Raw genomic sequence first — 26,785 nt, forward strand, 5'->3', positions numbered from 1 at the left:
GGCTCACTTTCAGTAGTACGGCGGGTAGTCAGCCGGGCTGGTCGTCGAAGGCTTCACCCGGAAGGTCTTCAGCACTTGACTCATGATCGTGTGGAACAGCGGAGCGGCGGCTGCCGACGAAGTAATGGTAGTCGGGTATCCGAGGTTGACCGAAACGACGTACTGCGGATCGTCCACCGGAGCGACACCCATGACGGAGACGTAGTACGACGGCAGGTACCCGCCGTGGCCGTCCGGCTGCTGGGCCGTTCCGGTCTTCGCCGCTACCCGGTAGCCCGGGATCTGCAGCTTGCTCGCGAGCTCGCCGGACGTGACGACGCTCTCCATCATCCCGAGGGTCGTGTTGGCCGCCGTCGGCGAGACGACCTTGACCGGCGTCGGCTTCGGAACGTCGGTGACGGTGCCGTCGGGATGCGTGCATCCCTCGACCATCGTGAGCGGGATGCGCGTGCCGTTGTTGGCGAGCGCCTGGTACGCGCCGACCATCTGCATCTGGGTCGCCGAGACGCCCTGGCCGAACATGGTCGCGTACTTGGTCTGGTCGTCCCAGTCGCTGGCCGGGTGCAGGATGCCGGACGACTGTCCCGGATACGGCATGCCCGTGTCGCTGCCGATGCCGAACTTCTTGAGGTAGTCGTACCGGGTCTGATCGGTGAGCCTGCTGCCGAGGATCGACATGCCCGTGTTCGACGAGTTCATCAGCACGCCCGTGAGCGTCAGACGCTCGTCGTCGTGGTAGCCGGAGTCGTGCAGGTCCGCGCCCTGGCCCGACTGGAACCGGTACGGCGCGAGCACCTCGCTCGTGGGATTGGCCTTGCCCTGGTCGAGCAGCATGCTGGCGGTGAGGGCCTTGAACGTCGAGCCCGGCTCGTACGGGGTGCTGAACGGCAGCAGACCCCAGTACCCCGGGGATGTCGCGTCGATGTTGTTGGGGTCGAGTGCGGGCCACTGCGCGACCGCCTTCACCTTGCCGGTCTTCGCCTCGACCACGGTGACGAAGCCGAACTTAGCGCCGACCGCGCCGACCTGCTGGGCCAGCGTCTGCTCGGCGAACCACTGCAGGTCGCTGTCGACGGTCAGCTTCAGGGTGCCGCCGTCCTTGGCGGCCTTCTGCACGACCGTGCTGCCCGGGATGGCGACGCCGTCGGCGCCGCGTTGATAGGTCTCCGTGCCGTTCTCGCCGGCGAGACAGGAGTTCTCGCTGTACTCGAGGCCGCCGTTGCCATTGCTCGAGACGTAGCCGAGCAGGTTGCCGGCGACCGCGCCGTTCGGGTACGTGCGGGAGGCGACCTTCGTGAAGGTGAGCCAGGGGTATGGGAGCTTGTCCAGCTTGTCGAAGGTGGCGACATCCATGCCCGTCTTCACGAGCGCGTACTTCGACTTGGGGTCGTCTTTGAGCGCCTTGTCGATCAGGGCGACGACCTTCGCTCCGCCCTGCCCGGTGATGGTGCCGATCTTCCCGGCCGCCGTGACCATCTGGGCGCGTCCGCCGGCGATCGCGTCGGACGGCGACAGCTGGGCGGTGTAGCGGTAGACCGTCGTGGCCATCACGGTGCCGCTCGCGTCGAGGATGCTCCCCCGCGCGCCCGTCAACGTCTGCTCGACCTCTTTGGCCGTCACCGACTTCTTCTGCAGTGCGTCGGCCTGCACGACCTGGATGTCCACCAGCTTCGCGCCGAGGATCCCGACGGTCGCGGCCACGGCCAGCATCGTGAACGCCGTGCGCCTGCGCATCGTCTTTCGCGTGATCACGATCGAGCTCGTCCCGTCGTCAATGCGTCACCGGTGTCGGCAGCGCTCCGTCCAACGGTACGGTCGGCGCCGCCGGGGTCTTCTTCGGCACGCTCGGGCTTGTCGAACTCCCAGCTTTTCCGTTCGCAGCGGCGGCCGCCTTCGCCGCGGCCGCGGCTTTGGCTGCGTTCACGGCCTTGGCGGCTTTGGTCTGGACCGCGAGCGGCACACCGTTGAGCAGAGAGTTCGGCACCAGGTTGCCCGTGCTGCCGGTGACCGTCCCCGCGACGCTGCTGGCCGCGATCGGCGCACCCAGCACCGCGCCGTCGGAGAGCCGCAGGTAGGCCGGGTTGCTGTTGCTGACCATGCCGAGCGCGTTCGCGTTCGCCGCCAGGTTCTGCGGCGAGGCGACACGGTTCAGATCTTCGGAGGCGGCCTGGTACGAGCGCTGCAGCCGGGTCTGCGTGTCCTGCAGCGAGCTGAGCTGGTACGCACCCTGCGAGATGCCGATGCTGAGCAGCAGCTGAGCCACGACGATCCCGAACAGGGTCGCGATGGCGACGATCGCGTAGGCGGCCCGTGGACGCGCCCGTCGCTGCGAGCGGGTCGACACGACCTCGAGATGGTTCGGGCGCTCCTCGACGTGCGGCCGGGGCTCTGTGCGACCGATCCAGCCGACCGACGGCCGCCTTTCGGCCAGGTTCGTGCTCATGAGCCCCTCCTCACGCGTTCCGCGGCGCGCAAGCGCACCGGCGTCGCCCGCGGATTCGCGGCCTTCTCGTCGTCGTCCGCGAGCTCGGCGCCGCGGATGAGCAGTTTCAGTTCCGGGCGGTGCTCGGGGAGCTCGACCGGCAGTCCGGCGGGGGCACTCGACGTCGACCGCGTCTGCAGCTCCCGCTTGACGATGCGATCCTCGAGCGACTGGTAGGCCTCGACGACGATCCTGCCGCCGACGGCGAGCGCGTCGATCGCCGCGGGGATCGCCCGCTCCAGTACAGCGAGCTCCTGGTTCACCTCGATACGCAGTGCCTGGAAGACCCTCTTGGCCGGATGCCCCTGACGCTGCACGGCGACGGGCGTCGCCTTGGTGATGACGTCGACCAGCTCGGCGGACCGCACGAACGGCTTGTCCGCCCGCGCCTCGACGATCTTCTGCGCGTAGCGGGCGGCGAGCTTCTCTTCCCCATAGTCGCGGAAGATGCGGCGCAGGTCCGCCTCGCTGTATTCGGCGAGGATCACGGCGGCCGTGAGTTCGCTCGTGCCGTCCATGCGCATGTCGAGCGGGGCATCCTTCGAGTACGAGAATCCACGTTCCACGCGGTCGAGCTGCAGCGACGAGACGCCGAGATCGAAGAGCACGCCCTGGATCTCGTCGATGCCCAGGTCGTCCAGGGCGTCGAGGATGCCGTCGTAGACCGTGTGCACGAGGTGGACGCGGTCGCCGAACCGCGCGAGCCGCTCACCGGCGATCGCGAGCGCATCCGGATCGCGGTCGAGGCCCACCAGGGTGACCTCGGGGAAGCGCTCCAGGATGCCGGCCGAGTGGCCGCCCATGCCGAGCGTGGCATCCACGAGCACGGCGCCGGGCTCGCGCAAGGAGGGCTCGAGCAGCTCGATGACGCGCTCGAGGAGCACCGGGGTGTGGATCTGGTCGTCGGTCATGATGACGGGGTCGAGCTCCTGGATCCTGATCCCCATCCATTCCGACCTGGCACCGGGGAAGTGTGTCAGGGCGGCGAATGGCTGGGAGTCGGGCGCCAGGTGCTAGAAGAGTCCCGGGATCACCTCCTCGGTGGTGTTGGCGAATGTTGCTTCCTGCTCGGCCAGGTAGGTCTCCCAGGCCTGGGCGTCCCAGATCTCTGCTCGGCTGCCGGCGCCGATCACGACGAGGTCGCGATCGAGTCCTGCGTACGAGCGCAGCGTGGTCGGCACCGTCACGCGGTGCTGCTTGTCGGGGACCTCCGCGCTCGCTCCGGAGAGGAACACGCGCAGGTAGTCCCTCGCCTGCTTGCTGGTCACCGGCGCCTGGCGGATCTTCTCGTGCAGCGACTCGAACTCACGCTGGCTGAAGACGTACACGCAGTGCTCCTGGCCGCGGGTGAGGACGATGCCGGACGCGAGCTCATCCCGGAATTTGGCCGGCAGGATGATGCGCCCTTTTTCGTCGAGTTTGGGGGCGTAGGTACCGAGGAACATCGGGTACTCCCCCCACTCTTCCGGCCAAGGTTGCGGTGTGGCTCCACTTTACTCCACAACCATCCACAAAGTCAGCACCCGGCGCTGAATCGACCCGAAATGGGGGCACAAAGACCCGGAATATCAAGGATGTACGGGGTGGAGGAAAATGGATGGCCCGGGAGCGTCGAGGACGCAAAAAAAGGGCCGATCCGAAGATCGACCCTGGTGGTACCGCTCGCGTGGAGCGGAAGGGAGGGGCTAGCTCTGCCCGTCCTGCCGCTTGTCCCACCGATCGTTGAGCTTGTTCATGAACCCGGCCTGCGCCGGCTTGCCCTGCTTGCCCGCGGCGTTGGGGCCATCGATGCCCTCCGGTGCGGCTGCGGGCCGCTTGCCCGGTGCGATCGCCAGCAGCACGCCGGCGAACATCACGATGAAACCGACGATGCCGACGATGGGCACCTGGATGAAGACTCCGGTGATGAGGACGCCGATGCCGACGACGGCGACGAGGATGCCGAGGACGATCGAGCGGTAAGCGGGTCTCCCGCGTCGCGCTCCGACTGTGGCGACGAAATCTGCGTCGTTCTGATAGAGGCTGCGCTCCATCTCTTCGAGGAGGCGCTGCTCGTGTTCCGAAAGCGGCATCCGTTTCCCCCTCTTTCCCGGGTTCGAGGCGTTGTGAAGCTGATTCTAGCTCTGGCGTGGTCGCTAGGCTAGGCGTGTGTCAGAAAGCATTCGGTTCGTCGACCTGATCCAGTCCAGAATCGATGGGTTCCTCGATGCGCGCGCCTCTATTCTCGTCTCCATCGCAGACGAACTCTCCCCGGTCGAGGCGTTCTCCCGGGATTTTCTCAGCGGCGGCAAGCGGTTCCGCGCGCTGTTCTGCTTCTGGGGATGGCAGGCCGTCCGGTCCTCCGATCCCGGAGCCGATGATCGTGCCGTTCAGGCGGGTGGCGCGCTCGAGGGCGTCGTGTCCGTCGCGAGCGCACTGGAGATGTTCCACGCAGCCGCCCTGGTGCACGACGACATCATCGACAACTCCGACACCCGACGCGGGGCGGCGTCAGCCCATCGTCGATTCGAACAACTCCACGCCGAGAACGGCTGGGAGGGATCGGCCACCGCTTTCGGCACGGGAGCAGCCACGCTGCTCGGCGACCTGCTGCTGATCCTCAGCGACGAGCTGTTCGACGAGGGCCTCTCCGAGGTGGCCAGCACGGCTGCCCGGCGAGCCGCGCGCGCCGAGTTCAACCGGATGCGCGTCGAAGTGACCGCCGGCCAGTACCTCGACATCTTCGAGGAGATCGGCTGGAACACCCAGACAGAGGACGACCAGCTCTCCCGCGCCGAGCGCGTGATCGTCTACAAGTCCGCCAAGTACAGCATCGAGGCGCCGCTGGTGATCGGCGCGTCACTCGCGGGAGCGACCATCGGCCAGCTCGAGGCGCTGCGGTCGTTCGGGCTGCCCCTCGGGATCGCGTACCAGTTGCGCGACGATATGCTCGGGGTGTTCGGCGACGCGAGCGTCACCGGCAAGCCGAGCGGCGACGACCTGCGCGAGGGCAAGCGCACCGTGCTGATCGCGCTGGCCAGGGAGGCGCTGCCCGCCGGCGCGCGGGCCACCCTCGACGAACTCCTCGGCGACCGCAGCCTCACCGCGCAGCAGATCGAGACCCTGCAGATGACGCTCCGGGCATCCGGTGCCGTCGACAAGGTCGAGGAGCTCATCGCCGCCAACGTCGCGCGCGCCATCGCTGCGATCGAGGCGGCTCCGTTGGGAGATCAGGCGAAGCAGCAGCTCCGCGAACTCGCCGTGACGGTCACCCGCCGCGCGTATTAGGCCCGGCGATCCCGCTAAACCCGGCGATCCCGGGCGCCGGACTAGCCGAGGGCCTGGGCGACCCTGCGCACCTCGGCCTTGCGACCGGATCGCAGCGCGTCGATCGGGGCGGTACCGAGGATCTCGTCGTCCTCGATCAGCCAGTCGACGGCCTCGTCGTTGTCGAATCCGGCGTCCCCCAGCACGATCAGGGTGCCGCGCAGCTCGGTGAGCGGCTCACCGTCTCTCAGGAAGTCCGCCGGCACCTTCAGCACGCCGTCGATGCGCTTGGCGGCGAGGTGCTTGTCCTCGATGAGGCGGCGCACACGGCTCACCCCGAGTCCGAGGGCATCGACGAGGTCGGGGATGGTCAGCCACTCGCGGGCTGGGGCTTGCTCAGTCACCCCTTAACACTGCCATGACGCGGGCGATCGCGGGAGCGATCCCGATTGTTACGATCGTGTTAACTCAATTCACACGCGTCACGCTAATTGACTCCTTATTCATTGTGTGTCAGCGTGGGAGTTCGCAACGAGAACGAAGGTGAGTTCGCATGCGCCTGCTCGAAACCGATGTCACGCCGGATGGACCCTCGGCGCGCCCCTCGCGGCGCGCGGCCCGTTCCGTCTTCGCCACGATGCCCATTGCGATCGCGAGCTCGGTGGCGGTGACCCTCAACCTGATCACGCCCGCGAACGCGGCTGTACCCGAGACCGGTGAGTCGGAACGCGCGAAGGAGAAGGCTCCGGACACGAACGGCACGACGACCGTCGATCTCCGCGACTCGGCGGGGACATCCGCCGCCGAGACCTCGATCGCCGCCGCCCCGGCACGATACCGGGTGCAGAACGGCGACACCGTCTCCGGCATCGCCGGCCGTTTCGGGCTCTCGACGGCCAGCGTCCTCGCCCTCAACGGCCTCAGCTGGAAGAGCCTGATCTTTCCCGGCCAGGTACTCGCACTCACCGGAGCGACGGGCGTGTCGCACCATCGCCCGGCACCGACCGCGCCCGTGCCGTCGACGACGAAGTACCGCGTGGTCTCCGGCGACACGATCAGCGGCATCGCCGGTCGCTTCGGCGTCTCCACCGCCGCCGTGCTCAGCGCGAACGGACTCGGCCGTGGCAGCCTGATCTTCCCCGGGCAGCTGGTGACGATCCCCGGGCTCGCGACCGCGGCGGTCGAGAAGCCCCACGCGGTCTCCGCCCCCGTGGCACCTGCTGCGCGGGCCGTCGTTCCGCACGGCACCGCGATCGTCCCCCTCACGGAGGAGATGCGCGCGAACGCCCGCATCATCATCGAGGTCGGACGACAGAAGGGCGTCGACGACTACGGGCTGGTGATCGCGCTTGCGGCCGCCGCTCAGGAATCGGGCCTGCGCAATGTGCGCTACGGCGACCGCGACTCGCTCGGGCTGTTCCAGCAGCGGCCGAGCACCGGCTGGGGAACGCCCGCCCAGGTGCTCGACGCGCACTACGCCGCTCGCGCGTTCTTCGGCGGACCGGGCAACCCGACGGCCGGACGCACCCGTGGCCTGCTCGACATCCGGGGCTGGCATTCGATGAGTGTCACCGCCGCCGCGCAGGCCGTGCAGATCTCCGCCTACCCCACCGCCTACGCCAAATGGGAGCGGTCCGCCCGCGCCTGGCTGACCCAGCTCGGCTGACGAGCCGGCCGAGATGATCACAAGGCGGTCACAGCCAGCGGCTCCACGGTGTTTTGCAGGGTTCGAGCAGGTCCCGTTCTCTAAACTCGACACGTGACCACGAGCCAAACCGACCCCATGATCGGCCGTCTCATCGACGGCCGTTATCAGGTGCGCTCGCGGATCGCCCGTGGCGGCATGGCGACGGTCTACCTCGCCACCGACCTGCGGCTCGAACGCCGTGTCGCCATCAAGGTGATGCACGGCCATCTCGCCGACGACAGCACCTTCAAGAGCCGCTTCGTGCAGGAGGCCCGCTCGGCCGCCCGGCTCGCGCACCCGAACGTCGTCAACGTGTTCGACCAGGGCCAGGACTCCGATATGGCCTACCTCGTCATGGAGTACCTGCCGGGCATCACGCTGCGCGACCTGCTCAAGGACTACGGCAAGCTCACCCCCGAGCAGACCATCGACATCATGGAGGCCGTTCTCAGCGGTCTCGCCGCGGCGCACAAGGCCGGCATCGTCCACCGGGACCTCAAGCCGGAGAACGTGCTGCTCGCCGACGACGGCCGCATCAAGATCGGCGACTTCGGCCTCGCGCGCGCCGCAAGCGCGAACACCGCGACCGGCCAGGCGCTGCTCGGAACCATCGCCTACCTCTCCCCCGAGCTGGTCACCCGAGGCGTGGCCGACGCCCGCAGCGACATCTACGCGCTCGGCATCATGATGTACGAGATGCTCACCGGCGAGCAGCCGTTCAAGGGCGAGCAGCCGATGCAGATCGCCTACCAGCACGCGAACGACGCCGTACCGACTCCGAGCAGCAAGAACCCCGCCGTCCCGCCGGAGCTCGACGACCTCGTGCTCTGGGCCACGGCGAAAAACCCGGACCAGCGCCCGCGTGACGCCAAGGAGATGCTCGAGCGCCTCATGGAGGCCGAGAAGGCGATCCGTGGCGAATCCGGCGGTCTCCAGCCCACGATGGTGCTGCCGCCCGCGTTCGGGCTCGGCGCCGACAACGGCGACACCCAGATCATCAACCCGGCCATCCGGCAGCAGGTCGCCGCCAGCACCCCCGACAGCGCCGCCGTCCTCACCACGGCCGCCAAGCGCCGCCGGGGCAAGGGCTGGTGGCTGTTCGCCCTCGTCATCGTCCTGGCCGGGCTGGCCGGCGGCACCGGCTGGTACTTCGGCGCCGGTCCGGGTTCGACGGTGCCCATCCCGAACCTCGCCGGCAAGACGCCGGCCGCCGCCGCGACCGCCCTCAAGGAGCTCGGTCTCGAGTCGACCCAGGGCACCGAGTACAGCACGACGGTCGGCAAGGGACTGGTGTCGAGCACCGATCCGAAGTCCGGGGCCTCCGCCCATCGCGGCAGCGTCGTGACGCTCAAGGTCTCCCAGGGGCCGAAGCCCATCACGCTCCCACCGCTCGCCGGAAAGACCGTGGATCAGGCGAAGGCCGCGATCACGGGCGCCGGTGCGGTCGTCGGAACGATCGCGCAGCAGTTCGATCCGAAGGTGCCCGCCAACGTCGTCATCTCCGCCTCGAAGCCCGACGGCAACAACATCTCGGCCGGCGGCGCCTATTTCGAGGGCGCCACGGTCAACCTGCTCGCGTCGGTCGGCGCGGTGCCGGATGTCGCCGGGATGTCGGTCGACGACGCGACGTCGGCCCTCAAGAACGTGCACCTCCTCGTCACCGGCGGCCCGCAGTCGTACAGCGACACGGTCGAGAAGGGCGACGTGATCACCGCCCAGACCCAGAAGGACGGACCGGTCAAGCCCGGCGACACCCTCGCGCTCGAGACCTCCAAGGGGCCGGAACCCGTACCCGTCCCCGACGTCGTCGGCAAGACGTGGGATGTCGCCAAGAAGACGCTGAAGGACGCCGGCTTCGACCTCAAGTACAGCGCCATCGCTGATGTGGCACCTGCGGCGTTCGTCGTCTCGAAGATCAGCCCCGGTGCGAACACCGAGGTCGCCAAGGGGTCGACCGTCACCATCAACTTCGCCGGCTTCTGACCCGGTCAGCCGCCCGCGGCACCACCTATATGGAGAAGGCCCGCCGGATGATCCGGCGGGCCTTCTTCGTATGACAGGTTCGTATCACGGGCGGACTCAGCGCACCGCGGCCAGCTCCTCCGCCACCAGGAACGCGAGCTCCAGCGACTGCATGTGGTTGAGGCGCGGGTCGCAGAGGGACTCGTAGCGCGTCGCCAGCGTCTCCTCGTCGATCTGCTCGGAGCCGCCGAGGCACTCGGTGACATCGTCGCCGGTGAGCTCGACGTGGATGCCGCCCGGGTGCGTTCCGGCAGCCCGGTGCGCCTCGAAGAAGCCCTTGACCTCATCGACGACGTCGTCGAACCGACGGGTCTTGTAGCCGGTGGGCGTGGTGAGGCCGTTGCCGTGCATCGGGTCGGTGACCCACAGCGGCTTGGCGTCGCTCGCCTTGATCGCCTCGAGGAGCGGAGGCAGGGCATCCCGGATCTTGCCGGCGCCCATGCGGGTGATGAAGGTCAGCCGGCCGGGCTCGCGCTCGGGGTCGAGCTTGTCGATCAGCTTGAGCATGGTGTCCGGCGTCGTGCTCGGGCCGAGCTTGACGCCGATCGGGTTGCGCACGCGCGACAGGAAATCGACGTGCGCGCCGTCGAGGTCGCGGGTGCGCTCGCCGATCCAGACGAAGTGCGCCGAGGTGTTGTACGGCGTTCCGGTGCGCGAGTCGATACGCGTCATCGGGCGCTCGTAGTCCATCAGCAGGCCCTCGTGGCTCGAGTAGAACTCCACTCGCGTCAGCTCATCGAAGTCGGCTCCCGCCGCCTCCATGAACTTGATCGCACGGTCGATCTCCTTGGCCAGGCCCTCGTACCGCTGATTGGCCGGGTTCGCCGCGAAGCCGCGGTTCCAGCTGTGCACCTGACGGAGGTCTGCGAATCCACCCTGGGTGAAGGCGCGGATGAGGTTCAGCGTCGAGGCGGCCGTGTGGTAGCCCTTGACGAGACGGCGGGGGTCGGCTGCGCGCGACTCGGGCGTGAAGTCGTAGCCGTTGACGATGTCGCCGCGGTAGGCGGGAAGCGTGACGCCGCCGCGCGTCTCGGTGTCGCTCGAGCGCGGCTTGGCGAACTGGCCCGCCATGCGCCCCATCTTGATGACGGGCATCGAGGCGCCGTAGGTGAGCACGACGGCCATCTGCAGCACCGTCTTGACGCGGTTGCGGATCTGGTCGGCGGTGGCACCCGCGAACGTCTCGGCGCAGTCGCCTCCCTGCAGCAGGAACGCTTTGCCGTCGGCGGCGCGCGCCAGCCGGTTGCGCAGCTGGTCCACCTCACCGGCGAACACCAGCGGGGGAAGCGTGGCGATCTCGGCCGATGCCTCGGCGGCGGCCTCCGGGTCGGGCCACGCCGGCTGCTGCTTGATCTCGAGCGTGCGCCAATAGTCCAGGCCCGCAATCACAGACTCGTCAGCCAACACGACGGGATCAGTGGTGTCTTGCACAGGACTTCCGCTCAGATCAGGGCGTGCCCGGACTCGCGCACGCACCGGTGGGTAGGTGACGCGCGGACGCGCGCCGGATATCTGAGCCTACCGTGAAAGGGCGGCGCGCTTTTCTTTGACGCTGCTCGCGTACATGTCGACGTATTCCTGCTCGCCGAGGGCGTGCAGAGCATACATGATCTCGTCGGTGACGGACCGCAGGATGAAGCGGTCGCCCTCCATGCCCTCGAAGCGCGAGAAGTCGATCGCCGGCCCGATGACGATGCCGATCCGGCCGATCTTGGGGAGCCTGGTGCCGATCGGCATGATCTTTTCGGTGTCGACCATGGCGACCGGGACGACGGGCACGTCACCCTCGAGGATCATGCGGGCCACACCGGTGCGACCGCGGTAGAGCTTGCCGTCGGGGCTGCGGGTGCCTTCGGGATAGATGCCGAGGATCTCTCCGCGTGCGAGCACCGCGAGGCCCGTGTTGAGGGAGTCCTCCGAGGCCTTGCCCCCCGAGCGGTCGATCGGGATCTGACCCGTCGCCGTCATGAAGGTCTTCGTCATCCAGCCCTTGAAGCCCTTGCGCGTGAAGTAGTCGCTCTTGGCCAGGAACGAGACGTGCCGGTCGACGACGAGCGGCAGGAAGATCGAGTCGATGAACGACAGGTGGTTGCTGGCGAGGATGACGGCGCCGTCGGCCGGCACGTTCTCGAGCCCGATGACCCACGGACGGAAGATGCCCTTGAGCAGAGGACCTGCGACCAGGTGCTTCATCAGCCAGTAGAACATCGGCTCAGCCTAACGCCCCGTGGCGTGCAACCGGGCGAGATCCGCGGCGCCGACAACGCCCGCGTCGTTGACGAGTTCGGCGATCCTGAACTCGGGTTCCGGGTGGTAGCCCCGTGCAGGCAGGTTCTCGAGGTAGGCCTGACGGATCGGGTCGAGCAGCAGCTCCCCCGCCTGGGCGACGCCGCCGCCGAAGACGAAGAGCTGCGGATCGAGCACCGCGCCGAGACTGGCACAGGCCTGGCCGAGCCAGTCGCCGAGCTCGCGGAGGGCGACGAGCGCGCCCGGATCCCCCGCGACGATCAGGTCGCTGATGTCGTGGCCGCTGAGTGTGCCCTTGCGTGCGCGCACGTCGGCGAGCGCCTGGCCGATGCCGCCCGCGTCGGCGAGCACGTTGGCCATCCGCTGCAGCGCACGGCCGGAGCCGTACTGCTCGATGCAGCCGTGGGCGCCGCAGCCGCAGGGCAGACCTCCGGGGACGACGCGCATGTGGCCGATCTCGGCGCCGGCTCCGAAGCCACCGCGGAAAAGGCGGTCGTTGCTGACGATCGCGCCGCCGACGCCGGTTCCGATGGTCAGGATGACCATGTCGCTGACCAGCCGGCCGGCCCCGTAGCGGAACTCCGCCCATCCTGCGGCGTTCGCGTCGTTCTCGATGAGGATCGGCAGATCGAGGCGGCGCTCGAGCTTCTCGCGGAACGGCTCGTGCCGCCAGTTGATGTTCGGGGCGTAATAGACGGTCGACTGCGCGGCGTCGATGAATCCGGCCGCGGCGACGCCGGCGCCGGCGATCTGCTCCTGGCCGTCCGAGAGGCGTTCGATCATCTCGACGACGGCGTTCTCGATCTCGTCGGGCGACGCTGCATCGGTCGGCACCCGGTCTTCGCGAACGATCACCCCGAGCTCGTCGACGACGGCGCCCGCGATCTTCGTTCCGCCGATGTCGATCCCGATCGCGTGCACAGGCAGCAGCCTTTCTCAAAGACGGTGATGGTGGTGCGGCGGATCGGCTACGGCCGGAAGACTCACATCCGCACCATCTAGAGTGTAGTTAACCAGCATGGCCGAGGCCATTCCGGCCGCTACCCGCCCCTACCCGGTACCAAGGGAGTTACCGTGAAACAGTTCGATACCCCAGCACTCGTCCCCGCCGACCCGGAGGCCAACGCCACCGATCTCCTGGTGGCCCGTGTGGCCGCGACGCCGGATGCTCCCCTCTTCTCGATCCCCGAGGGCGACGGCTGGCGCGACGTGACCAGTGCCGAGTTCCTCCGTCAGGTCGTCGCCCTCGCCAAGGGCCTCGTGGCCGCCGGCATCGAGCCGGGCGACAAGATCGGCCTGATGTGCAAGACCCGCTACGAGTGGACGCTCATCGACTTCGCCACCTGGTTCGCGGGTGCCGTGCTCGTTCCCATCTACGAGACGTCGTCTCCGCACCAGGTGCAGTGGAACATGAGCGACTCCGGCGCGATCGCGGTGATCCTCGAGACGGCGGAGATGTTCGCACGCTTCGACGAGGTGCACCCGGAGCTTCCCGACGTCGAGAAGGTGTGGCAGCTTCACCTGGGCGACCTCGACAAGCTCGTCGCCGCGGGCACCGACGTCTCCGACGAGGAGATCGAGCGTCGTCGCAACCTGGCCAAGGGCGACGACATCGGCACCCTGATCTACACGTCCGGATCGACCGGACGCCCCAAGGGCTGTGTCCTCACCCACTCCAACTTCGTCGAGCTCTCCCGCAACTCGGCCGAGGCGCTCAAGGAGGTCGTGATGCAGCCGGGCGGCGCGTCCACCCTCCTCTTCATCACCACCGCTCACGTGTTCGCCCGTTTCATCGCGGTGCTCTGCGTGCACTCCGGCGTGAAGGTCGGTCACCAGGCCGACACCAAGCAGCTGCTTCCTGCCCTGGCCAGCTTCAAGCCCACCTTCCTGCTCGCGGTCCCCCGCGTGTTCGAGAAGGTCTACAACTCGGCGGAGCAGAAGGCCGAGGCCGGTGGCAAGGGCAAGATCTTCCGCAAGGCGGCAGAGACGGCCGTCGAGTACTCGAAGGCCGTCGAGAAGGGTTCGGTGCCGTTCGGGCTGCGTGTCCGCTTCGCGATGTTCGACCGCCTCGTGTTCTCCAAGCTGCGAGCGGCGATGGGCGGTCGCATCAAGTACGCCGTCTCCGGATCCGCTCCGCTCGGCTCGCACCTCGGTCACTTCTTCCACAGCCTCGGCATCAAGATCCTCGAGGGCTACGGCCTCACGGAGACGACGGCGCCCGCGACGGTGAACCGGCCCGACACGTTCAAGATCGGCACCGTCGGCCCCGTTCTCCCCGGCGTCTCGATCCGGCTGGCCGACGACGGCGAGATCCAGGTCAAGGGCGTCGACGTCTTCAAGGAGTACTGGAAGAACCCGGAGGCGACTGCCGCGGCATTCGACGACGGCTGGTTCCGCACGGGAGACCTCGGCTCGTTCGACGACGACGGCTTCCTCACGATCACCGGTCGCAAGAAGGAGATCATCGTCACCGCCGGCGGCAAGAACGTGTCGCCCGCGGCCCTCGAAGATCCCATCCGCGCCAATCCGCTGGTGAGCCAGGTCATCGTGGTCGGCGACCAGAAGCCGTTCATCGCAGCCCTGGTGACGCTCGACACCGAGATGCTCCCGACCTGGCTGGCGAACAACGGCGAGGACAAGGAGATGACGCTGGCGGAGGCTTCGCTGAACCCTGCGGTCAACGCCGAGATCCAGCGTGCCGTCGACGTGGCCAACGGGCATGTCTCGCGCGCGGAGTCCATCCGCAAGTTCGTCGTGCTCTCGACGGAGCTCACCGAGGCCAGCGGCCACTTGACGCCGAAGCTCAGCATCAAGCGCAACGTGATCCTCGAGGACTTCGCCGACGTGATCGACGGCATCTATAGCGGCGCCCCGGCAACGCAGGGCATCTCGCTCGCGCACTGAGTCCACGTCAATCGTGCGGTAAGGCACCACAGGCTCCGGCGGGGTCGCCGAACCGCACGATTCGGCGCGCGGCAGACGCGACCCGATCGAGAAGCACGGTGGGATTCTCGAACAAGTCGGCCGACGTCACCCGCACCACGCGCCATCCCGCGGACTCGAGGAGGTCGACTCGCGCGATGTCGCTCTGCCATTGACGGCGGCCCGTGCGATGCCCGTCCCCCTCGTATTCGAGGAGGACGCGTTGGTCGGGGAGCATCAGGTCGGGATGCAGCACGAGACGATCGTTCCCCACTTCGACGGGCTGGTTGACGAGCACGTTCGTGTATCCCCGCTTCTGCAGGAGAAGGCGCAGCAGTGATTCCGGCCGGGAATCGGCGCCGAACCGGATGCGCGGGAGCGCCCAGGCGCGCTTCGGCGCCCCCGCCCGCCCACGCAGCGCCATGCTCGCCGCCGACAGCTCCTCGACGCTGCTGAGCGCTGCCCGGCTTCGAGCACCGACGAGGAAGTCTCCGGCGACGACGAGCTCGTCGCGATCGAGGATCGTGCTGAGCTGGCACCACACCTGGGCGGGCCCGCACACGGGCATCCCGTCGATGATCTCTGCCTGGAGGTCGCGCACGCTGTGACCGATGACCTGCCGCGTTCTCGGTGGCGTGCGCGGATACGCGACAACGACATGGAGCGCTTTTGCCCTCGCGGACGGAGGGAGCGGTATGCCGTACAGAGCGGCGGCGGTCAGATGGCTGAACCACTGATCCGGGATGCCGCGCGCGACATATGCCTCACAGAGCGCGCGCACGTCGTCAAGTGGAGCAGTGGCGTTGACCCCGTGGAACGGATGGTCGATGTCACTCGCGCGGAGTCGCGCCGGCATCACGCCATGGTCGCGCGCCGTACGCGTGGAGAAAACGGCGGTGTGCAGGAGCGTCGGCAGGGAGCAGGAAGCAGGCATGCCCCCAGCGTCCCAGCCGACAGCCGAGGACATCCCTGCCCCGAGCAAAAGTGTGCACGCCCGCCCCGCGACGCCTCCTGTGGAGTCCCGTCACCGCGGGGCAGTCAGTCGTGCGATAGCGCGACGCCAGCTACGCCGATCGTGCGAAAGCGCACGATCGGCGGCTCCCGCGCTAGACCTCGTCGCGCCAGGAGTGCTGCGGCGCGTAGCCGAGCACGCGGCGCGCCTTCGCGATCGAGAGCAGCGTGTCGTTCACCCCGAGCTCGCCCTTCAGCGGAACGCCGGGGAAGACCTCCTCGACCAGCTCGGCGTTCGGCCGCGTCATCACGGTGTCCGCCGCCGCGATGATGAACCGGTCGAACCCGGTCGTGTCCCATTCGAGAGCGCGCTGGATCGCCTGGGCGCCGTCGCGAGCGTCGATGTAGCCCCAGAGGTTCCACTTGCGCCCTCGGGCGTCCGCGTCGAACGACGGGAACTCGGCGTAGTCCGCCGGCACCATCACGTTCGAGAAACGCAGCGCGACGATCTTCAGCGACGGATCCCACCGCACCAGCTCGATGGCCATCTGCTCCTCGAGGTGCTTCACCAGCGAGTACGTGCTCTCGGGACGGGCCGGATAGTCCTCGTCGACCGGGATGTAGGGCGGCGGCACGTCGAAGGGCAGGCCGAGCACCGTCTCGCTCGACGCGTACACGATGTTCCGGATGCCCGCCCGCTGCGCCGCGTGGAACACGTTGTACGTGACGCGGATGTTGTTGTGGAACGTGGCGACATCGCTCAGGATGCCCGGAGCCGGGATGGCGGCGAGATGCACGATCGCGTCGAAGCCGTCGTGCTTGTCCTGGACGCCGAGGATCGCATCGAGCGTCTCGCCGAAGTCGGTGAGATCCACCTTGACGAATCCGGGGCCCCGCTCCCCCACGGCATCCAGATTGATGACCTCGTTGCCCGCCGAAGCGAGTTCGCGCACGACCGTGCGCCCGAGCTTTCCTGATCCTCCAGTGACTGCGATACGCATGTCGCCAGTCTAGGAGCCGTCAGCCGATGCTAGAACCAGTCGCTCTCTCTGACCTGCTTCATCGCCTCGCGTCGGCTCTCCTTGTCGAGCCGGTCGAGGTAGAGCTTGCCGTCGAGGTGGTCGGTCTCGTGCTGCAGCGCCTGGGCGAGCACGCCCGTTCCCGAGATCTCGATCTCGTTGCCGTCGAGGTCGGTCCCCGTCACCCGGGCGAACGGGTACCGCGCGGTCTTGAACCACAGGCCGGGAACCGACAGACAGCCCTCGTCGACGAGCTCCGGCTCACCGGACACCTCCGCCAGCACCGGGTTCAGGATGTAGCCGATATCGCCGTCGACGTTGTAGCTGAAGGCCCGCAGGTTCACACCGATCTGTGGTGCGGCCACGCCGGCGCGGCCGGGGGGAATCACGCTGTCGATCAGGTCCTCGACCAGCCCTCGCACACCGGCGTCGACCTCCGCGATCGGTTCGGACACCGTCTTCAGCACGGGGTCGCCGAACAGGCGGATCTGGCGTTCGGTCACAACTATCTCCTTGAAACGGTGCGAGAGGATTCGCGGCTCAGCCGCGGTTCGTCGGCAGGCCCTCGACCACGAGAGCGGCGAGGGTGCGAGCCGACTGCTTGGTCAGCGGCTTGAGGTCTTTGTACGACACGACCGACCCGGCAGCGAGCTGCGGGTCGTACGGGATGCGCACGACCTCGCGGACGCGCGAGCGGAAGTGCGACTCGATCTCGTCGAGCTTCACCAGATTCGTGCCCTGCGTCGCCATGTTGAGCGCGACGATGGCGTTGCGCACGAGGTCGCCGTAGCCGTTCGCCTCGAGCCAGGTCAGCGTCTCCGAGGCAAGTCGAGCCTCGTCGACGCTTCCCCCCGACACGATGACGACGGAATCCGCTCGCTGCAGCGTCGCCCGCATCACGGAGTGCACGATGCCGGTTCCGCAGTCGGTGAGCACGATCGAGTAGAACCGGGCGGTGAGGTCGGCGACCACGTTGTAGTCGTTCTCGTCGAACGCCTCCGACAGCAGCGGGTCCGTGTCGGACGCCAGGATGTCGAGGCGGGTCTCGTCACGCGACACGAGCGCCGAGAAATCGGTGAAGCCGCCGATGCTGGCCGCCTTCTGCACGACGTCGCGCACGGTGGCCCTGGTCTGCTTGGTCACACGTTCGGAGAGCGTTCCGCGGTCGGGGTTGGCGTCGATGGCGACGATGCGGTCTTCGCGCGCATCGGCCAGCGCCATGCCGAGGAGCGTCGTGACGGTCGTCTTGCCGACGCCGCCCTTGCGGGTGAGCACGGGCACGAACCGGGTGCCGCCCTCGAACTGCTTCTGGATGCGGTGGTCGAGCTCCTTGCGCGCACGCACCTTGGCCGAGTCGCCGAGGTTGACCGTGTGGAACGTGATGGCGTACAGGAAGCGGTGCCAGCCGCCCTCGGGCCCTGGCCGGGTCTTGCGGTTCACCTCGAGCAGCCGGTCGGCGGTCAGCATCGCGGCCGGTTCCGGCTGCTGCGAGTGCTCGCCGCGCAACCGGTCGCGCCGCGACTGGCTGAACGCATCCGTGCCGGGGAGCGGCGGGATGTCGCGCTGGTCGTCGTCGTGCGCCGCGGTCGGCGTCGGCCCGGTGGCCAGGCGCGACGCGACGATCGCGACCGACGTGGTGGTCGGCTCGGTCGGCGACGCCACGAATCCCGGGTTGACCGGGACCTCGTCGATCGCCACGGCGACCTCGTCCTCCGGCGCCTCAGGCGCAGGAGCGGGCGGCAGGTCGACGACGATGCTGAGGTTCTCGGGGACCGAGATCGTCAGATCGTCGGTCGAGGACGAACGCGATGCGACCGCGTCCGACGTGGACTCGCTCGATGCGAGTTCGCCGTCGGCCAGTTCGCCCGTTCGGCCCTGATCCGGCTTGTCTGCCACGGATACCGTCTCTTTCTGTCACTGGTGAGAGCGACTGGGACAGTTTACCGGTCGCCGACGACCGACCACCTGCTCAGCCGGCGGGTGCGACCACCACGAGGAGGTCCCCCGCGTCGACCTGCTGCGTCTTCGGGATGGCGAGCCGCTCGATCGTGCCCGCGATGGGAGCGGTGATCGCCGCCTCCATCTTCATCGCCTCGATGGACGCGACCGACTGCCCGGCTGCCACCGTGTCGCCGACGGCGACCTGCAGCGTGACGACGCCCGAGAAGGGAGCGGCCACCTGACCCGGCTTGGCGGAGTCGGCCTTCTCGGCCGCCTTGCTCTCCACGACGATGCCGCGATCGCGCACGAACACCGGACGGAGCTGCCCGTTGAGCGTGGTCATGACGGTACGCATGCCCTTGTCGTCCGCCTCGCCGATCGCCTCGAGCCCGATGTACAGGCGCACACCGCGGTCGATCTCGATCACGTGCTCCGTGCCCTGCTTGAGGCCGTAGAGGTAGTCGAGCGAGTCGACGACGGAGAGGTCGCCGAACAGTTCCCGGATCTGCTCGAAGATGCGCGTCGAAGCCGGGAAGAGCAGCCGGTTGAGCGTCGAACGCCGCTCGGCGCTCGAGCCGTCCAGCGCGGCCGCGTCATCGGCGGAGAGGTCCTCGACCCCGACCTTGACGGTCTTTCCGGCCAGCACCTTGGTGCGGAACGGCTCGGGCCAGCCGCCGGGCAGCTCGCCGAGCTCGCCCGCCATGAAGCCGACAACCGAGTCCGGGATGTCGTAGTTCTGCGGGTTCTCGGCGAAGTCCGCCGGGTCGGCGTGCACGGCGGCCAGGTGCAGAGCGAGGTCGCCCACCACCTTGGACGACGGGGTCACCTTGGGGATGCGGCCCAGGATCTGGTTGGCCGCGGCGTACATGTCCTCGACCAGCTCGAAGTCCTCGGCGAGGCCGAGCGCCTTGGCCTGCTGACGCAGGTTGGAGAGCTGACCGCCCGGGATCTCGTGCTTGTAGACCCGGCCGGTGGGGCCGGGCAGCCCCGACTCGAAGGGACGGTAGACCTGGCGCACGGCCTCCCAGTAGGGCTCGAGGGCGTTCACGGCCGACAGCGAGATGCCGGTGTCGCGCTCGGTGTGGGCGAGGGCGGCGACGAGCGCCGAGGCCGACGGCTGGCTTGTGGTGCCCGCCATCGGTGCGCTCGCGACGTCGACGGCGTCTGCTCCGGCGCGGCTCGCGGCCAGGAGCGTCGCGAGCTGACCGCCGGGGGTGTCGTGCGTGTGCACGTGCACCGGCAGGTCGAACCGCTCGCGGAACGCGGCGACGAGCTTCTCCGCGGCGCTCGGCCGCAGGAGGCCGGCCATGTCCTTGATGGCCAGGATGTGCGCGCCGGACTCCACGATCTGCTCCGCGAGGCGCAGGTAGTAGTCGAGCGTGTACAGGTCCTCCGCCGGGTCGAGCAGGTCTCCCGTGTAGCAGACGGCGACCTCGGCGACGGCGGAACCCGTGGCCAGCACGGATTCGATCGCCGGGCGCATCTGCGAGACGTCGTTGAGGGCGTCGAAGATGCGGAAGATGTCGACACCGGTGGACGCGGCTTCGCGCACGAAGGCGTCGGTCACCTTGGTCGGGTACGGCGTGTAGCCGACGGTGTTGCGGCCGCGCAGCAGCATCTGGATGTTGATGTTCGGCAGGGCCTCGCGCAGCGCGGCCAGGCGGTCCCACGGGTCTTCGCCGAGGAAGCGGAGCGCCACATCGTAGGTGGCGCCTCCCCAGGCCTCGACCGACAGCAGCTCCGGGGTCATCCGGGCGACGTACGGAGCGACGGCCAGCAGGTCGCGGGTGCGCACCCGGGTGGCGAGCAGCGACTGGTGGGCATCGCGGAAGGTGGTCTCGGTGACGGCGAGCGCGGTCTGGGCGCGCAGGGCCTCGGCGAAACCGGCCGGGCCGAGCTCGAGGAGCTTCTGGCGCGATCCGGCGGGCGCCGGAGCAGAGAGGTCGATCGCCGGCAGCTTGTCGACGGGAGCGTGTGTCTCGGGGCGCGCGCCGTTCGGCTGGTTGACCGTGACGTCGGCGAGCCAGTTGAGCACCTTGGTGCCGCGGTCCTTCGAGGCGCGGCCCTTGAACAGGCCGGGACGCTCCTCGATGAAGGAGGTGCTGACGTTTCCGGCGATGAAGTCGGGGTCGTCGAGCACGGCCTGCAGGAAGGGGATGTTCGTGGACACACCGCGGATGCGGAACTCCGCCAGCGCGCGCCGGGCACGGCTCACGGCCGCCGGGAAGTCGCGGCCGCGGCAGGTGAGCTTGGCCAGCATCGAGTCGAAGTGCGGACTGATCTGCGCACCCGGGTTGATCGTTCCGCCGTCGAGGCGGATGCCGCCGCCGCCGGGCGAGCGGTAGGTCGTGATCTTGCCGGTGTCGGGACGGAAGCCGGCGGTCGGGTCCTCCGTGGTGATGCGGCACTGCAGAGCGGCTCCACGGATGTGCACCGAGTCCTGGCTGAGGCCGAGGTCGGCGAGGGTCTCCCCCGCCGCGATGCGCATCTGGGACTGCACCAGGTCGACGTCGGTGATCTCCTCGGTGACCGTGTGCTCCACCTGGATGCGCGGGTTCATCTCGATGAACACGTGCTTGCCCGCACGGTCGCCGGCGGTGTCGAGCAGGAACTCGACCGTTCCGGCGTTCTCGTAGCCGATCGACTTCGCGAAGGCCACGGCGTCGCGGTAGAGCGCCTGGCGGGTCTCCTCGTCGAGGTTCGGCGCCGGAGCGATCTCGATGACCTTCTGGTGGCGGCGTTGCACCGAGCAGTCGCGCTCGAACAGGTGCATCGTGTTGCCCGCGGCGTCGGCGAGGATCTGCACCTCGATGTGACGGGGGCGCAGCACGGCCTGCTCGAGGAACATCGTGGGGTCGCCGAACGCGCTGTCGGCCTCGCGCATGGCCTCTTCGAGGGCGCCGCGCAGGTCGGCCTTGGTGTTGACCCGGCGCATGCCGCGTCCGCCGCCGCCCGCGACGGCCTTCGCGAAGATCGGGAAGCCGACCTCGTCGGCCTGCGAGATGAGCAGGTCGATGTCTTTCGACGGCGGCGTCGACTTGAGCACGGGGACGCCCGCGGCGATCGCGTGCTCCTTCGCGGTCACCTTGTTGCCCGCCATCTCGAGCACGCGCGGGGGCGGACCGATGAACGTGATGCCGGCCTCGCGGGCCGCTTCGGCCAGCTCCGGGTTCTCCGAGAGGAAGCCGTAGCCGGGGTAGATGGCGTCGGCGCCGCACTCCTTGGCGACGCGGATGATCTCCGCGACGTCGAGGTATGCACGCACCGGATGCCCCGGCTCGCCGATCTGGTAGGCCTCGTCCGCCTTCAGGCGGTGCATCGAGTTGCGGTCTTCGTAGGGGAAGACGGCGACCGTCTGCGCACCCAATTCGTAGGCGGCCCGGAAGGCACGAATGGCGATTTCACCGCGATTGGCAACGAGGATCTTACGGAACATTGGGACCTTTCGAGCAGGGGGGCAGCCCACACAGCAAACGGTTAGGTTCTCTAAGACTAGTGAAGGTAACGTAGTTGCTTGTGCACGTACTCAGCGTTAGTTCCCTCAAAGGTGGTGTCGGTAAGACCACGGTGACGCTGGGGCTGGCTTCCGCAGCGTTCGCCAAAGGCCTCCGCACCCTCGTCGTCGACCTGGACCCGCAGTCCGATGTCTCGACGGGCATGGACATCCAGGTCGCAGGCCACCTCAACGTCGCCGATGTGCTCGCGTCGCCGAAGGAGAAGATCGTCCGCGCGGCGATCGCCCCGAGCGGCTGGACCAAGGGCCGCCAGGGCAAGATCGACGTCATGATCGGCAGCCCGTCGGCCATCAACTTCGACGGACCGCACCCGAGCATCCGTGACATCTGGAAGCTCGAAGAGGCCCTCGCCAACGTCGAGCACGACTACGAGCTGGTGCTCATCGACTGCGCGCCGTCGCTCAACGCGCTCACGCGCACCGCCTGGGCCGCCAGCGACCGCGTCGCCGTCGTGACCGAGCCCGGCCTGTTCTCCGTCGCCGCGGCCGACCGCGCGCTGCGCGCCATCGAGGAGATCCGTCGCGGACTCTCCCCGCGCCTCCAGCCGCTCGGCATCATCGTCAACCGTGCACGAGTGCAGTCGCTGGAGCACCAGTTCCGCATCAAAGAGCTGCGCGACATGTTCGGGCCGCTGGTGCTCAGCCCGCAACTGCCGGAGCGCACCTCGCTTCAGCAGGCGCAGGGCGCTGCCAAGCCGCTGCACGTCTGGCCGGGCGAGAGCGCCCAGGAGATGGCGCACAATTTCGACATGCTGCTCGAGCGCGTCCTGCGCACGGCCCGCATCGGCGAATACGCCGTCGCGCCGTAGGGCGCGACACAGCGCCGGCTTCCGCCGGGAACAGCAGACCGGTAGAGGCTAGGAGGCCCTGACCGCGCGACGAGCAGCGAGCTCGTCCATCGGGTCGATCGTCTGCGTGTCGAGCTCGACCAGGCTGGACTCCACTTCGCGGAGCACCTTGCCGACGGCGATGCCGAATACGCCCTGACCGCGGCTGACCAGGTCGATGACCTCGTCGTTCGACGTGCAGAGGTAGACACTGGCGCCATCGCTCATCAGCGTGGTCTGCGCCAGGTCGTTCACCCCGGCTTCGCGCAGCTGGTTCACCGCGGTGCGGATCTGCTGCAGCGAGATGCCGGTGTCGAGCAGGCGCTTGACGAGCTTCAGAACCAGGATGTCGCGGAAGCCGTAGAGGCGCTGCGAACCGGAGCCGGCCGCACCGCGAACCGTGGGCTCGACCAGACCCGTGCGGGCCCAGTAGTCGAGCTGACGGTAGCTGATGCCCGCCGCGCGGGCCGCGACGGCGCCGCGGTAACCGCTGGCGTCGTCCATCTCGGGCAGGCCGTCGGTGAACAGCAGGCCCAGATCGTATCGGGGGGCGTCGTTGCCACGACTCAGTTCACTCATGCGTTTGCCTCTCGCCCCGATAGTGGATCGCGCCGTACAACGGCGCTTCATCAACGGTACCCATGCGGGAGGCCCCGGGCAACGACATTCGACGTTTCCTGTTCGGCGTGTCGAGCGTGCGGCGACCGATCACGACTGCAGCCGGGAGAGCGACGACCGGATGATGCTGCCGCGCACCACATCGAGCTGTCCCGCGATCTCCCGCGCCAGCTCGGCGGACTTGGCCCGGCTCGACACCTCGTTGCGGCGGGCGATGGGCACCAGGGCGGTCTCGATGAGGCCGATCTCGCGTTCTGCCGCCGCCCGGAAACCGCGCAGATGTCGCGGCTCGATGCCGTTGCGGCCGAGTTCGACGAGCGCCTTGAGAACGGTCAGCGATTCTTCGCCGTAGACGTCGGCCGGCGTGATGATGGAGGCGGCCACGGCGTCGTCGAGGAGCTCGGCGGTCGCCCCTGCCTCGCGCAGCAGGTCGGCGCGCTTGAAGCGGCGTCCGGTCGGCAGCATGGAGGGACCGCCGGCGCCACTGCCGGGCATCGGCGGGTTGAGACCGGCATCGAGGTCGGCGAGGTACGCCTTGATGACCTTGAGAGGCAGATAGTGGTCCCGCTGCATGCCGAGCACGACCCGGAGCCGCTCGAGGTCGTCCGGTGAGAACTTGCGATAACCGGACTGGGTGCGCGCGGGCGCGATCAGCCCGCGCTCTTCGAGGAATCGCAGCTTGGACGACGAGAGATCGGGGAACTCAGGCGTGAGCCGGGCCAGCACCTGACCGATGCTGAGCAGAGAGGGCGATGCCGCGGACGGTGCCCTCGCCGCTTGCCGCGCCACTAGCCCTGCGCCGGAGCGGCGAGGTCGTACCGGGAGGCGTAGAAGGTGAGGCGGAACTTGCCGATCTGGACTTCGGCGCTGTCGGCGAGCAGGGCGCTCTCGATGCGGACGCCGTCGTAGTACGTTCCGTTGAGCGACCCGAGGTCGCGCACCTCGAACGCGGTGCCACGGCGAGTGAACTCGGCATGGCGACGCGAGACCGTGACGTCGTCGAGGAAGATGTCGGCGTTCGGATGCCGGCCGGCGCTTGTCACGTCGGCATCGAGCAGGAATCGTGCCCCTGTATTGGGGCCACGCCGCACGATCAGCAGGGCGGATCCGGAGGGCAGGGCGGCGATGGCCTCCTGCTCCTCGGCTGAGATCTCGCCGTCGACCGGGTACATCTTCGACACGAACTCCTCGCCGAAGCGAGCGGTCGTGTCCTCATTCCCCGCCGCGGAATTACGCAGGGGGTTGCTCGCGGCGTCGTCGTCCGCAGGACCCTTGGGGTTCGTCTCGTCAGGCACCGTCAACCTCCTTCTGATCCAGCGTATCGGATCGACCGGGTCCGTCGTCCCCCTCCCGGCGTATTACCCGGGAGGTCTCACCGATATAGACGAACCCCGCCCACCAGTAGAGGAAGGCTCCCCAGAGCGCGAACGCCCAGCCGAGCGGCAGTGAGACGGGCGCGAGCGCCGTGAATGCCTCGCCGAGCATCAGCAGGGGCAGAGCCCAGAACAGGCAGAAGGTGGCCACCTTCCCGAGGTGGTGCACGGGCAGCGGGCCGTACCCGTGGTTCGCGAGGATGACGCCGAGGATCGCGAGCATGATGTCGCGGGCGACGATCACGGCGACCAGCCACCACGGGATGACCTCGCGCCAGGCCAGTCCGATCAGCGCCGCGAAGATGTACAGGCGGTCCGCAGCCGGATCGAGGAGCTGGCCGAGCCGGGACACCTGGTCGAGCCGTCTGGCCAGATAGCCGTCGAGGAAGTCGGTGATGCTGGAGACGACGAGCACGAGCAGCGCGAGCGCATCCTGGGCCAGAATGACGAAGACCAGGAAGACCGGCACGAGGGCGAGCCGGAAGAAGCTGAGGAGGTTCGGGATCGTCAGGACCCGCGAACTGACCTCGCGCCCACCGGTTCCATCCACGGGAATCGAGTCTAGTGACCCGCCCGTGTCCCTAGGATGAGCACGTGGAGCCTTTCATCGTCTGTCTCTGGATCCTTGCCGCGGTCTGCGTGGTCACCTGGGTCCTGTCCCTGATCACCGGCGAGCACTCGTGGGTCGACCGCATCTGGTCGATCGTGCCGGTCGCGTACGTGTGGGTCTTCGCGGGCTCCGCCGGCTTGCAGGATGCGCGCCTGAACCTGATCGCGGCGCTGGTCACCCTGTGGGGCATCCGGCTGACGTTCAATTTCGCGCGCAAGGGCGGGTACGAACCGGGCGGCGAAGACTACCGCTGGTCGGTGCTGCGTGCCCGGATGCCGGGGTGGCAGTTCCAGCTCTTCAACCTGTTCTTCATCGTGATCTACCAGAACGTGCTCCTCCTGCTGATCACGCTCCCCGCCTGGACGGCCCTTCAGCACCCGACGCCGCTCAACGGGCTCGACATCCTCTGCGCCGTCGTCTTCCTCGCGTTCCTCGTCGGAGAGACCGTGGCCGACCAGCAGCAATGGAACTTCCACCAGTGGAAGAAGGCCGAGACGGCGGCCGGCCGCGCGCCGCGCCCGCGTTTCCTTCAGGCCGGGCTCTTCCGGTTCTCCCGACACCCGAACTTCTTCTTCGAGCAGGCGCAGTGGTGGGTCGTCTTCCTCTTCGGCGCGGTCGCCGCCGGCTCCATCCTGCAGTGGACCGTGATCGGCCCGCTCCTGCTCACCGGCCTCTTCATCGGGTCGACCGTCTTCACCGAGAGCATCACGCTCTCCCGCTACCCCGAATACGCCGACTACCAGCGGCGAACGTCGCCCATCGTCCCGTGGTTCCCGCGTGGCGAGAAGGGCACCGTCACCGCGCCGTGAGCGGGTGCTGCTCCCCCGAGGGCGGGTCGACGGGCTTCGGGAACGCCGCGCGCATGTGGTCGGAGTCGAGGTAGTCCGCGACGCCGATCAGGATGAGGCTGAACAGGATCTGCTCGGTCACCATCCACAGGGGGTACAGCCCGGGGATCGCGGCGATCACCAGCGTGACGACCGGGAAGATCTTGGAGAACAGGCGCAGCCTCGAGTACGCCCAGTAGAAGCCCTTCTGGGCGCGCCAGGCGAAGTAGAACAGCGTGAGCGTCATCCCGAGCACGATGACCGAGCGCATCCAGACCGCCCACGGGATACTCTGTCCGTTCGCCTGCAGGACCGCGGCGACGACCACGGCGCCCACCCCCAGCACGAGCTCCGCGACCAGCAGCCAGGTGATCACCACGAACGCGCGCCGGGTGCGGGGATGACGCAGGTTGTCCTCGGGGATCGTGTAGCCGGCGTGCCGTCCGCCGGCGACCCGGTCGAGCATCCGCAGCAGTGACTCCATGCATTTACGGTAACC

25 protein-coding genes are annotated in these 26,785 nt (G+C 68.3%); 6 read left to right on the forward strand and 19 right to left on the reverse strand.

Going from position 1 to position 26,785, the window contains the following annotated elements; translation table 11 throughout:
• Positions 1-9: 9 nt before the first annotated feature.
• The 5 genes from PKE84_RS06255 to PKE84_RS06275 all read right to left on the reverse strand — a co-directional run bounded on the left by PKE84_RS06255 (position 10) and on the right by PKE84_RS06275 (position 4,554).
• Positions 10-1,752, reverse strand: coding sequence for a peptidoglycan D,D-transpeptidase FtsI family protein (locus tag PKE84_RS06255; protein ID WP_271176367.1), 1,743 nt, complete (start codon positions 1,750-1,752; stop codon positions 10-12).
• Positions 1,753-1,771: 19 nt separating this feature from the next.
• The gene (gene ftsL / locus PKE84_RS06260; protein WP_271176368.1) at positions 1,772-2,443 is read right to left on the reverse strand and encodes a cell division protein FtsL; all 672 of its coding nucleotides are present in this window, start codon (positions 2,441-2,443) and stop codon (positions 1,772-1,774) included.
• Positions 2,440-3,393, reverse strand: a complete 954-nt coding sequence (gene rsmH, locus PKE84_RS06265) for a 16S rRNA (cytosine(1402)-N(4))-methyltransferase RsmH (RefSeq protein WP_271176495.1) — start codon at positions 3,391-3,393, stop codon at positions 2,440-2,442. Before rsmH ends, ftsL begins: the two co-directional genes overlap by 4 nt.
• Before the next feature lie 102 nt (positions 3,394-3,495).
• On the reverse strand, positions 3,496-3,927 hold the full coding sequence (mraZ, locus tag PKE84_RS06270) for a division/cell wall cluster transcriptional repressor MraZ (protein ID WP_271176369.1): 432 nt from the start codon (positions 3,925-3,927) through the stop codon (positions 3,496-3,498).
• Between the two features lie 240 nt (positions 3,928-4,167).
• Positions 4,168-4,554: an SCO2097 family morphological protein gene (locus PKE84_RS06275; protein WP_271176370.1), complete on the reverse strand. Its 387-nt coding sequence runs from the start codon at positions 4,552-4,554 to the stop codon at positions 4,168-4,170.
• A gap of 76 nt (positions 4,555-4,630) precedes the next feature.
• Here PKE84_RS06275 and PKE84_RS06280 point away from each other — a divergent pair, with 76 nt between their 5' ends.
• The gene (locus PKE84_RS06280; RefSeq protein ID WP_271176371.1) at positions 4,631-5,749 is read left to right on the forward strand and encodes a polyprenyl synthetase family protein; all 1,119 of its coding nucleotides are present in this window, start codon (positions 4,631-4,633) and stop codon (positions 5,747-5,749) included.
• Between the two features lie 41 nt (positions 5,750-5,790).
• Here the strand turns inward: PKE84_RS06280 and PKE84_RS06285 are convergent, their stop codons facing one another.
• On the reverse strand, positions 5,791-6,132 hold the full coding sequence (locus PKE84_RS06285) for an Rv2175c family DNA-binding protein (protein WP_271176372.1): 342 nt from the start codon (positions 6,130-6,132) through the stop codon (positions 5,791-5,793).
• A 233-nt stretch (positions 6,133-6,365) separates the two neighbouring features.
• Here PKE84_RS06285 and PKE84_RS06290 point away from each other — a divergent pair, with 233 nt between their 5' ends.
• Entirely contained in the window at positions 6,366-7,394 is a 1,029-nt protein-coding gene (locus PKE84_RS06290) for a LysM peptidoglycan-binding domain-containing protein (RefSeq protein ID WP_425559995.1), read from the forward strand.
• Between the two features lie 93 nt (positions 7,395-7,487).
• Positions 7,488-9,398, forward strand: coding sequence for a Stk1 family PASTA domain-containing Ser/Thr kinase (gene pknB / locus PKE84_RS06295; RefSeq protein WP_271176374.1), 1,911 nt, complete (start codon positions 7,488-7,490; stop codon positions 9,396-9,398).
• Between the two features lie 96 nt (positions 9,399-9,494).
• Here the strand turns inward: pknB and PKE84_RS06300 are convergent, their stop codons facing one another.
• The 3 genes from PKE84_RS06300 to PKE84_RS06310 all read right to left on the reverse strand — a co-directional run bounded on the left by PKE84_RS06300 (position 9,495) and on the right by PKE84_RS06310 (position 12,605).
• Entirely contained in the window at positions 9,495-10,826 is a 1,332-nt protein-coding gene (locus tag PKE84_RS06300; protein WP_271176375.1) for a class II 3-deoxy-7-phosphoheptulonate synthase, read from the reverse strand.
• A gap of 129 nt (positions 10,827-10,955) precedes the next feature.
• Positions 10,956-11,645 (reverse strand): lysophospholipid acyltransferase family protein, encoded by a 690-nt coding sequence (locus tag PKE84_RS06305; RefSeq protein ID WP_271176376.1) that lies wholly within the window; start codon positions 11,643-11,645, stop codon positions 10,956-10,958.
• Between the two features lie 9 nt (positions 11,646-11,654).
• On the reverse strand, positions 11,655-12,605 hold the full coding sequence (locus PKE84_RS06310; protein ID WP_271176377.1) for an ROK family glucokinase: 951 nt from the start codon (positions 12,603-12,605) through the stop codon (positions 11,655-11,657).
• Positions 12,606-12,758: 153 nt separating this feature from the next.
• Between PKE84_RS06310 and PKE84_RS06315 the strand changes: the two genes are divergently transcribed.
• Complete coding sequence (locus tag PKE84_RS06315) at positions 12,759-14,588, forward strand: AMP-dependent synthetase/ligase (RefSeq protein WP_271176378.1); 1,830 nt, start codon at positions 12,759-12,761, stop codon at positions 14,586-14,588.
• 7 nt (positions 14,589-14,595) lie between these two features.
• Here the strand turns inward: PKE84_RS06315 and PKE84_RS06320 are convergent, their stop codons facing one another.
• The 5 genes from PKE84_RS06320 to PKE84_RS06340 all read right to left on the reverse strand — a co-directional run bounded on the left by PKE84_RS06320 (position 14,596) and on the right by PKE84_RS06340 (position 21,953).
• Positions 14,596-15,462: an endonuclease domain-containing protein gene (locus PKE84_RS06320; RefSeq protein WP_271176379.1), complete on the reverse strand. Its 867-nt coding sequence runs from the start codon at positions 15,460-15,462 to the stop codon at positions 14,596-14,598.
• Between the two features lie 250 nt (positions 15,463-15,712).
• The gene (locus PKE84_RS06325) at positions 15,713-16,558 is read right to left on the reverse strand and encodes an NAD-dependent epimerase/dehydratase family protein (RefSeq protein WP_271176380.1); all 846 of its coding nucleotides are present in this window, start codon (positions 16,556-16,558) and stop codon (positions 15,713-15,715) included.
• Between the two features lie 29 nt (positions 16,559-16,587).
• Entirely contained in the window at positions 16,588-17,079 is a 492-nt protein-coding gene (gene def, locus PKE84_RS06330; RefSeq protein WP_271176381.1) for a peptide deformylase, read from the reverse strand.
• Positions 17,080-17,116: 37 nt separating this feature from the next.
• Complete coding sequence (locus PKE84_RS06335) at positions 17,117-18,472, reverse strand: MinD/ParA family ATP-binding protein (RefSeq protein WP_373877117.1); 1,356 nt, start codon at positions 18,470-18,472, stop codon at positions 17,117-17,119.
• Positions 18,473-18,545: 73 nt separating this feature from the next.
• On the reverse strand, positions 18,546-21,953 hold the full coding sequence (locus PKE84_RS06340) for a pyruvate carboxylase (protein ID WP_271176382.1): 3,408 nt from the start codon (positions 21,951-21,953) through the stop codon (positions 18,546-18,548).
• Between the two features lie 80 nt (positions 21,954-22,033).
• Between PKE84_RS06340 and PKE84_RS06345 the strand changes: the two genes are divergently transcribed.
• A complete protein-coding gene (locus PKE84_RS06345; RefSeq protein WP_271176497.1) occupies positions 22,034-22,840 on the forward strand; it encodes a ParA family protein in 807 nt (268 codons plus the stop codon).
• A 48-nt stretch (positions 22,841-22,888) separates the two neighbouring features.
• Here the strand turns inward: PKE84_RS06345 and PKE84_RS06350 are convergent, their stop codons facing one another.
• From PKE84_RS06350 to PKE84_RS06365, 4 genes are all read right to left on the reverse strand, one after another.
• Complete coding sequence (locus PKE84_RS06350) at positions 22,889-23,437, reverse strand: MerR family transcriptional regulator (RefSeq protein ID WP_271176383.1); 549 nt, start codon at positions 23,435-23,437, stop codon at positions 22,889-22,891.
• A gap of 129 nt (positions 23,438-23,566) precedes the next feature.
• A complete protein-coding gene (ftsR, locus tag PKE84_RS06355; protein ID WP_271176384.1) occupies positions 23,567-24,265 on the reverse strand; it encodes a transcriptional regulator FtsR in 699 nt (232 codons plus the stop codon).
• Positions 24,265-24,771, reverse strand: coding sequence for an FHA domain-containing protein (locus tag PKE84_RS06360; RefSeq protein WP_271176385.1), 507 nt, complete (start codon positions 24,769-24,771; stop codon positions 24,265-24,267). Before PKE84_RS06360 ends, ftsR begins: the two co-directional genes overlap by 1 nt.
• Positions 24,764-25,399 (reverse strand): CDP-alcohol phosphatidyltransferase family protein, encoded by a 636-nt coding sequence (locus PKE84_RS06365; protein WP_271176386.1) that lies wholly within the window; start codon positions 25,397-25,399, stop codon positions 24,764-24,766. The genes PKE84_RS06360 and PKE84_RS06365 overlap by 8 nt, the downstream gene beginning before the upstream one ends.
• A gap of 44 nt (positions 25,400-25,443) precedes the next feature.
• On the opposite strand from PKE84_RS06365, the gene PKE84_RS06370 reads away from it, so the two are divergent.
• Positions 25,444-26,268 (forward strand): DUF1295 domain-containing protein, encoded by an 825-nt coding sequence (locus PKE84_RS06370; protein ID WP_271176387.1) that lies wholly within the window; start codon positions 25,444-25,446, stop codon positions 26,266-26,268.
• On the opposite strand, the gene PKE84_RS06375 is transcribed toward PKE84_RS06370, so the two are convergent.
• Positions 26,255-26,770 carry a hypothetical protein gene (locus tag PKE84_RS06375; RefSeq protein WP_271176388.1) on the reverse strand — a complete coding sequence of 172 codons (516 nt, stop codon included), beginning with the start codon at positions 26,768-26,770 and terminating at the stop codon, positions 26,255-26,257. The genes PKE84_RS06370 and PKE84_RS06375 overlap by 14 nt on opposite strands.
• Positions 26,771-26,785 lie beyond the last annotated feature (15 nt).

Origin of the sequence: Leifsonia poae (genome assembly GCF_027921845.1) — a bacterium.
Lineage (GTDB): Bacteria > Actinomycetota > Actinomycetes > Actinomycetales > Microbacteriaceae > Leifsonia > Leifsonia poae.

Excerpts from the sequence above, each read along its gene's own strand:
- ftsL (WP_271176368.1), bottom strand. The coding sequence starts at position 2,443 with ATGAGCACGAACCTGGCCGAAAGGCGGCCGTCGGTCGGCTGGATCGGT.
- rsmH (WP_271176495.1), bottom strand. The coding sequence starts at position 3,393 with ATGACCGACGACCAGATCCACACCCCGGTGCTCCTCGAGCGCGTCATC.
- mraZ (WP_271176369.1), bottom strand. The coding sequence starts at position 3,927 with ATGTTCCTCGGTACCTACGCCCCCAAACTCGACGAAAAAGGGCGCATC.
- PKE84_RS06275 (WP_271176370.1), bottom strand. The coding sequence starts at position 4,554 with ATGCCGCTTTCGGAACACGAGCAGCGCCTCCTCGAAGAGATGGAGCGC.
- PKE84_RS06290 (WP_425559995.1), top strand. The coding sequence starts at position 6,366 with ATGCCCATTGCGATCGCGAGCTCGGTGGCGGTGACCCTCAACCTGATC.
- PKE84_RS06305 (WP_271176376.1), bottom strand. The coding sequence starts at position 11,645 with ATGTTCTACTGGCTGATGAAGCACCTGGTCGCAGGTCCTCTGCTCAAG.
- PKE84_RS06320 (WP_271176379.1), bottom strand. The coding sequence starts at position 15,462 with ATGCCGGCGCGACTCCGCGCGAGTGACATCGACCATCCGTTCCACGGG.
- PKE84_RS06325 (WP_271176380.1), bottom strand. The coding sequence starts at position 16,558 with ATGCGTATCGCAGTCACTGGAGGATCAGGAAAGCTCGGGCGCACGGTC.
- PKE84_RS06340 (WP_271176382.1), bottom strand. The coding sequence starts at position 21,953 with ATGTTCCGTAAGATCCTCGTTGCCAATCGCGGTGAAATCGCCATTCGT.
- PKE84_RS06350 (WP_271176383.1), bottom strand. The coding sequence starts at position 23,437 with ATGAGTGAACTGAGTCGTGGCAACGACGCCCCCCGATACGATCTGGGC.
- PKE84_RS06375 (WP_271176388.1), bottom strand. The coding sequence starts at position 26,770 with ATGGAGTCACTGCTGCGGATGCTCGACCGGGTCGCCGGCGGACGGCAC.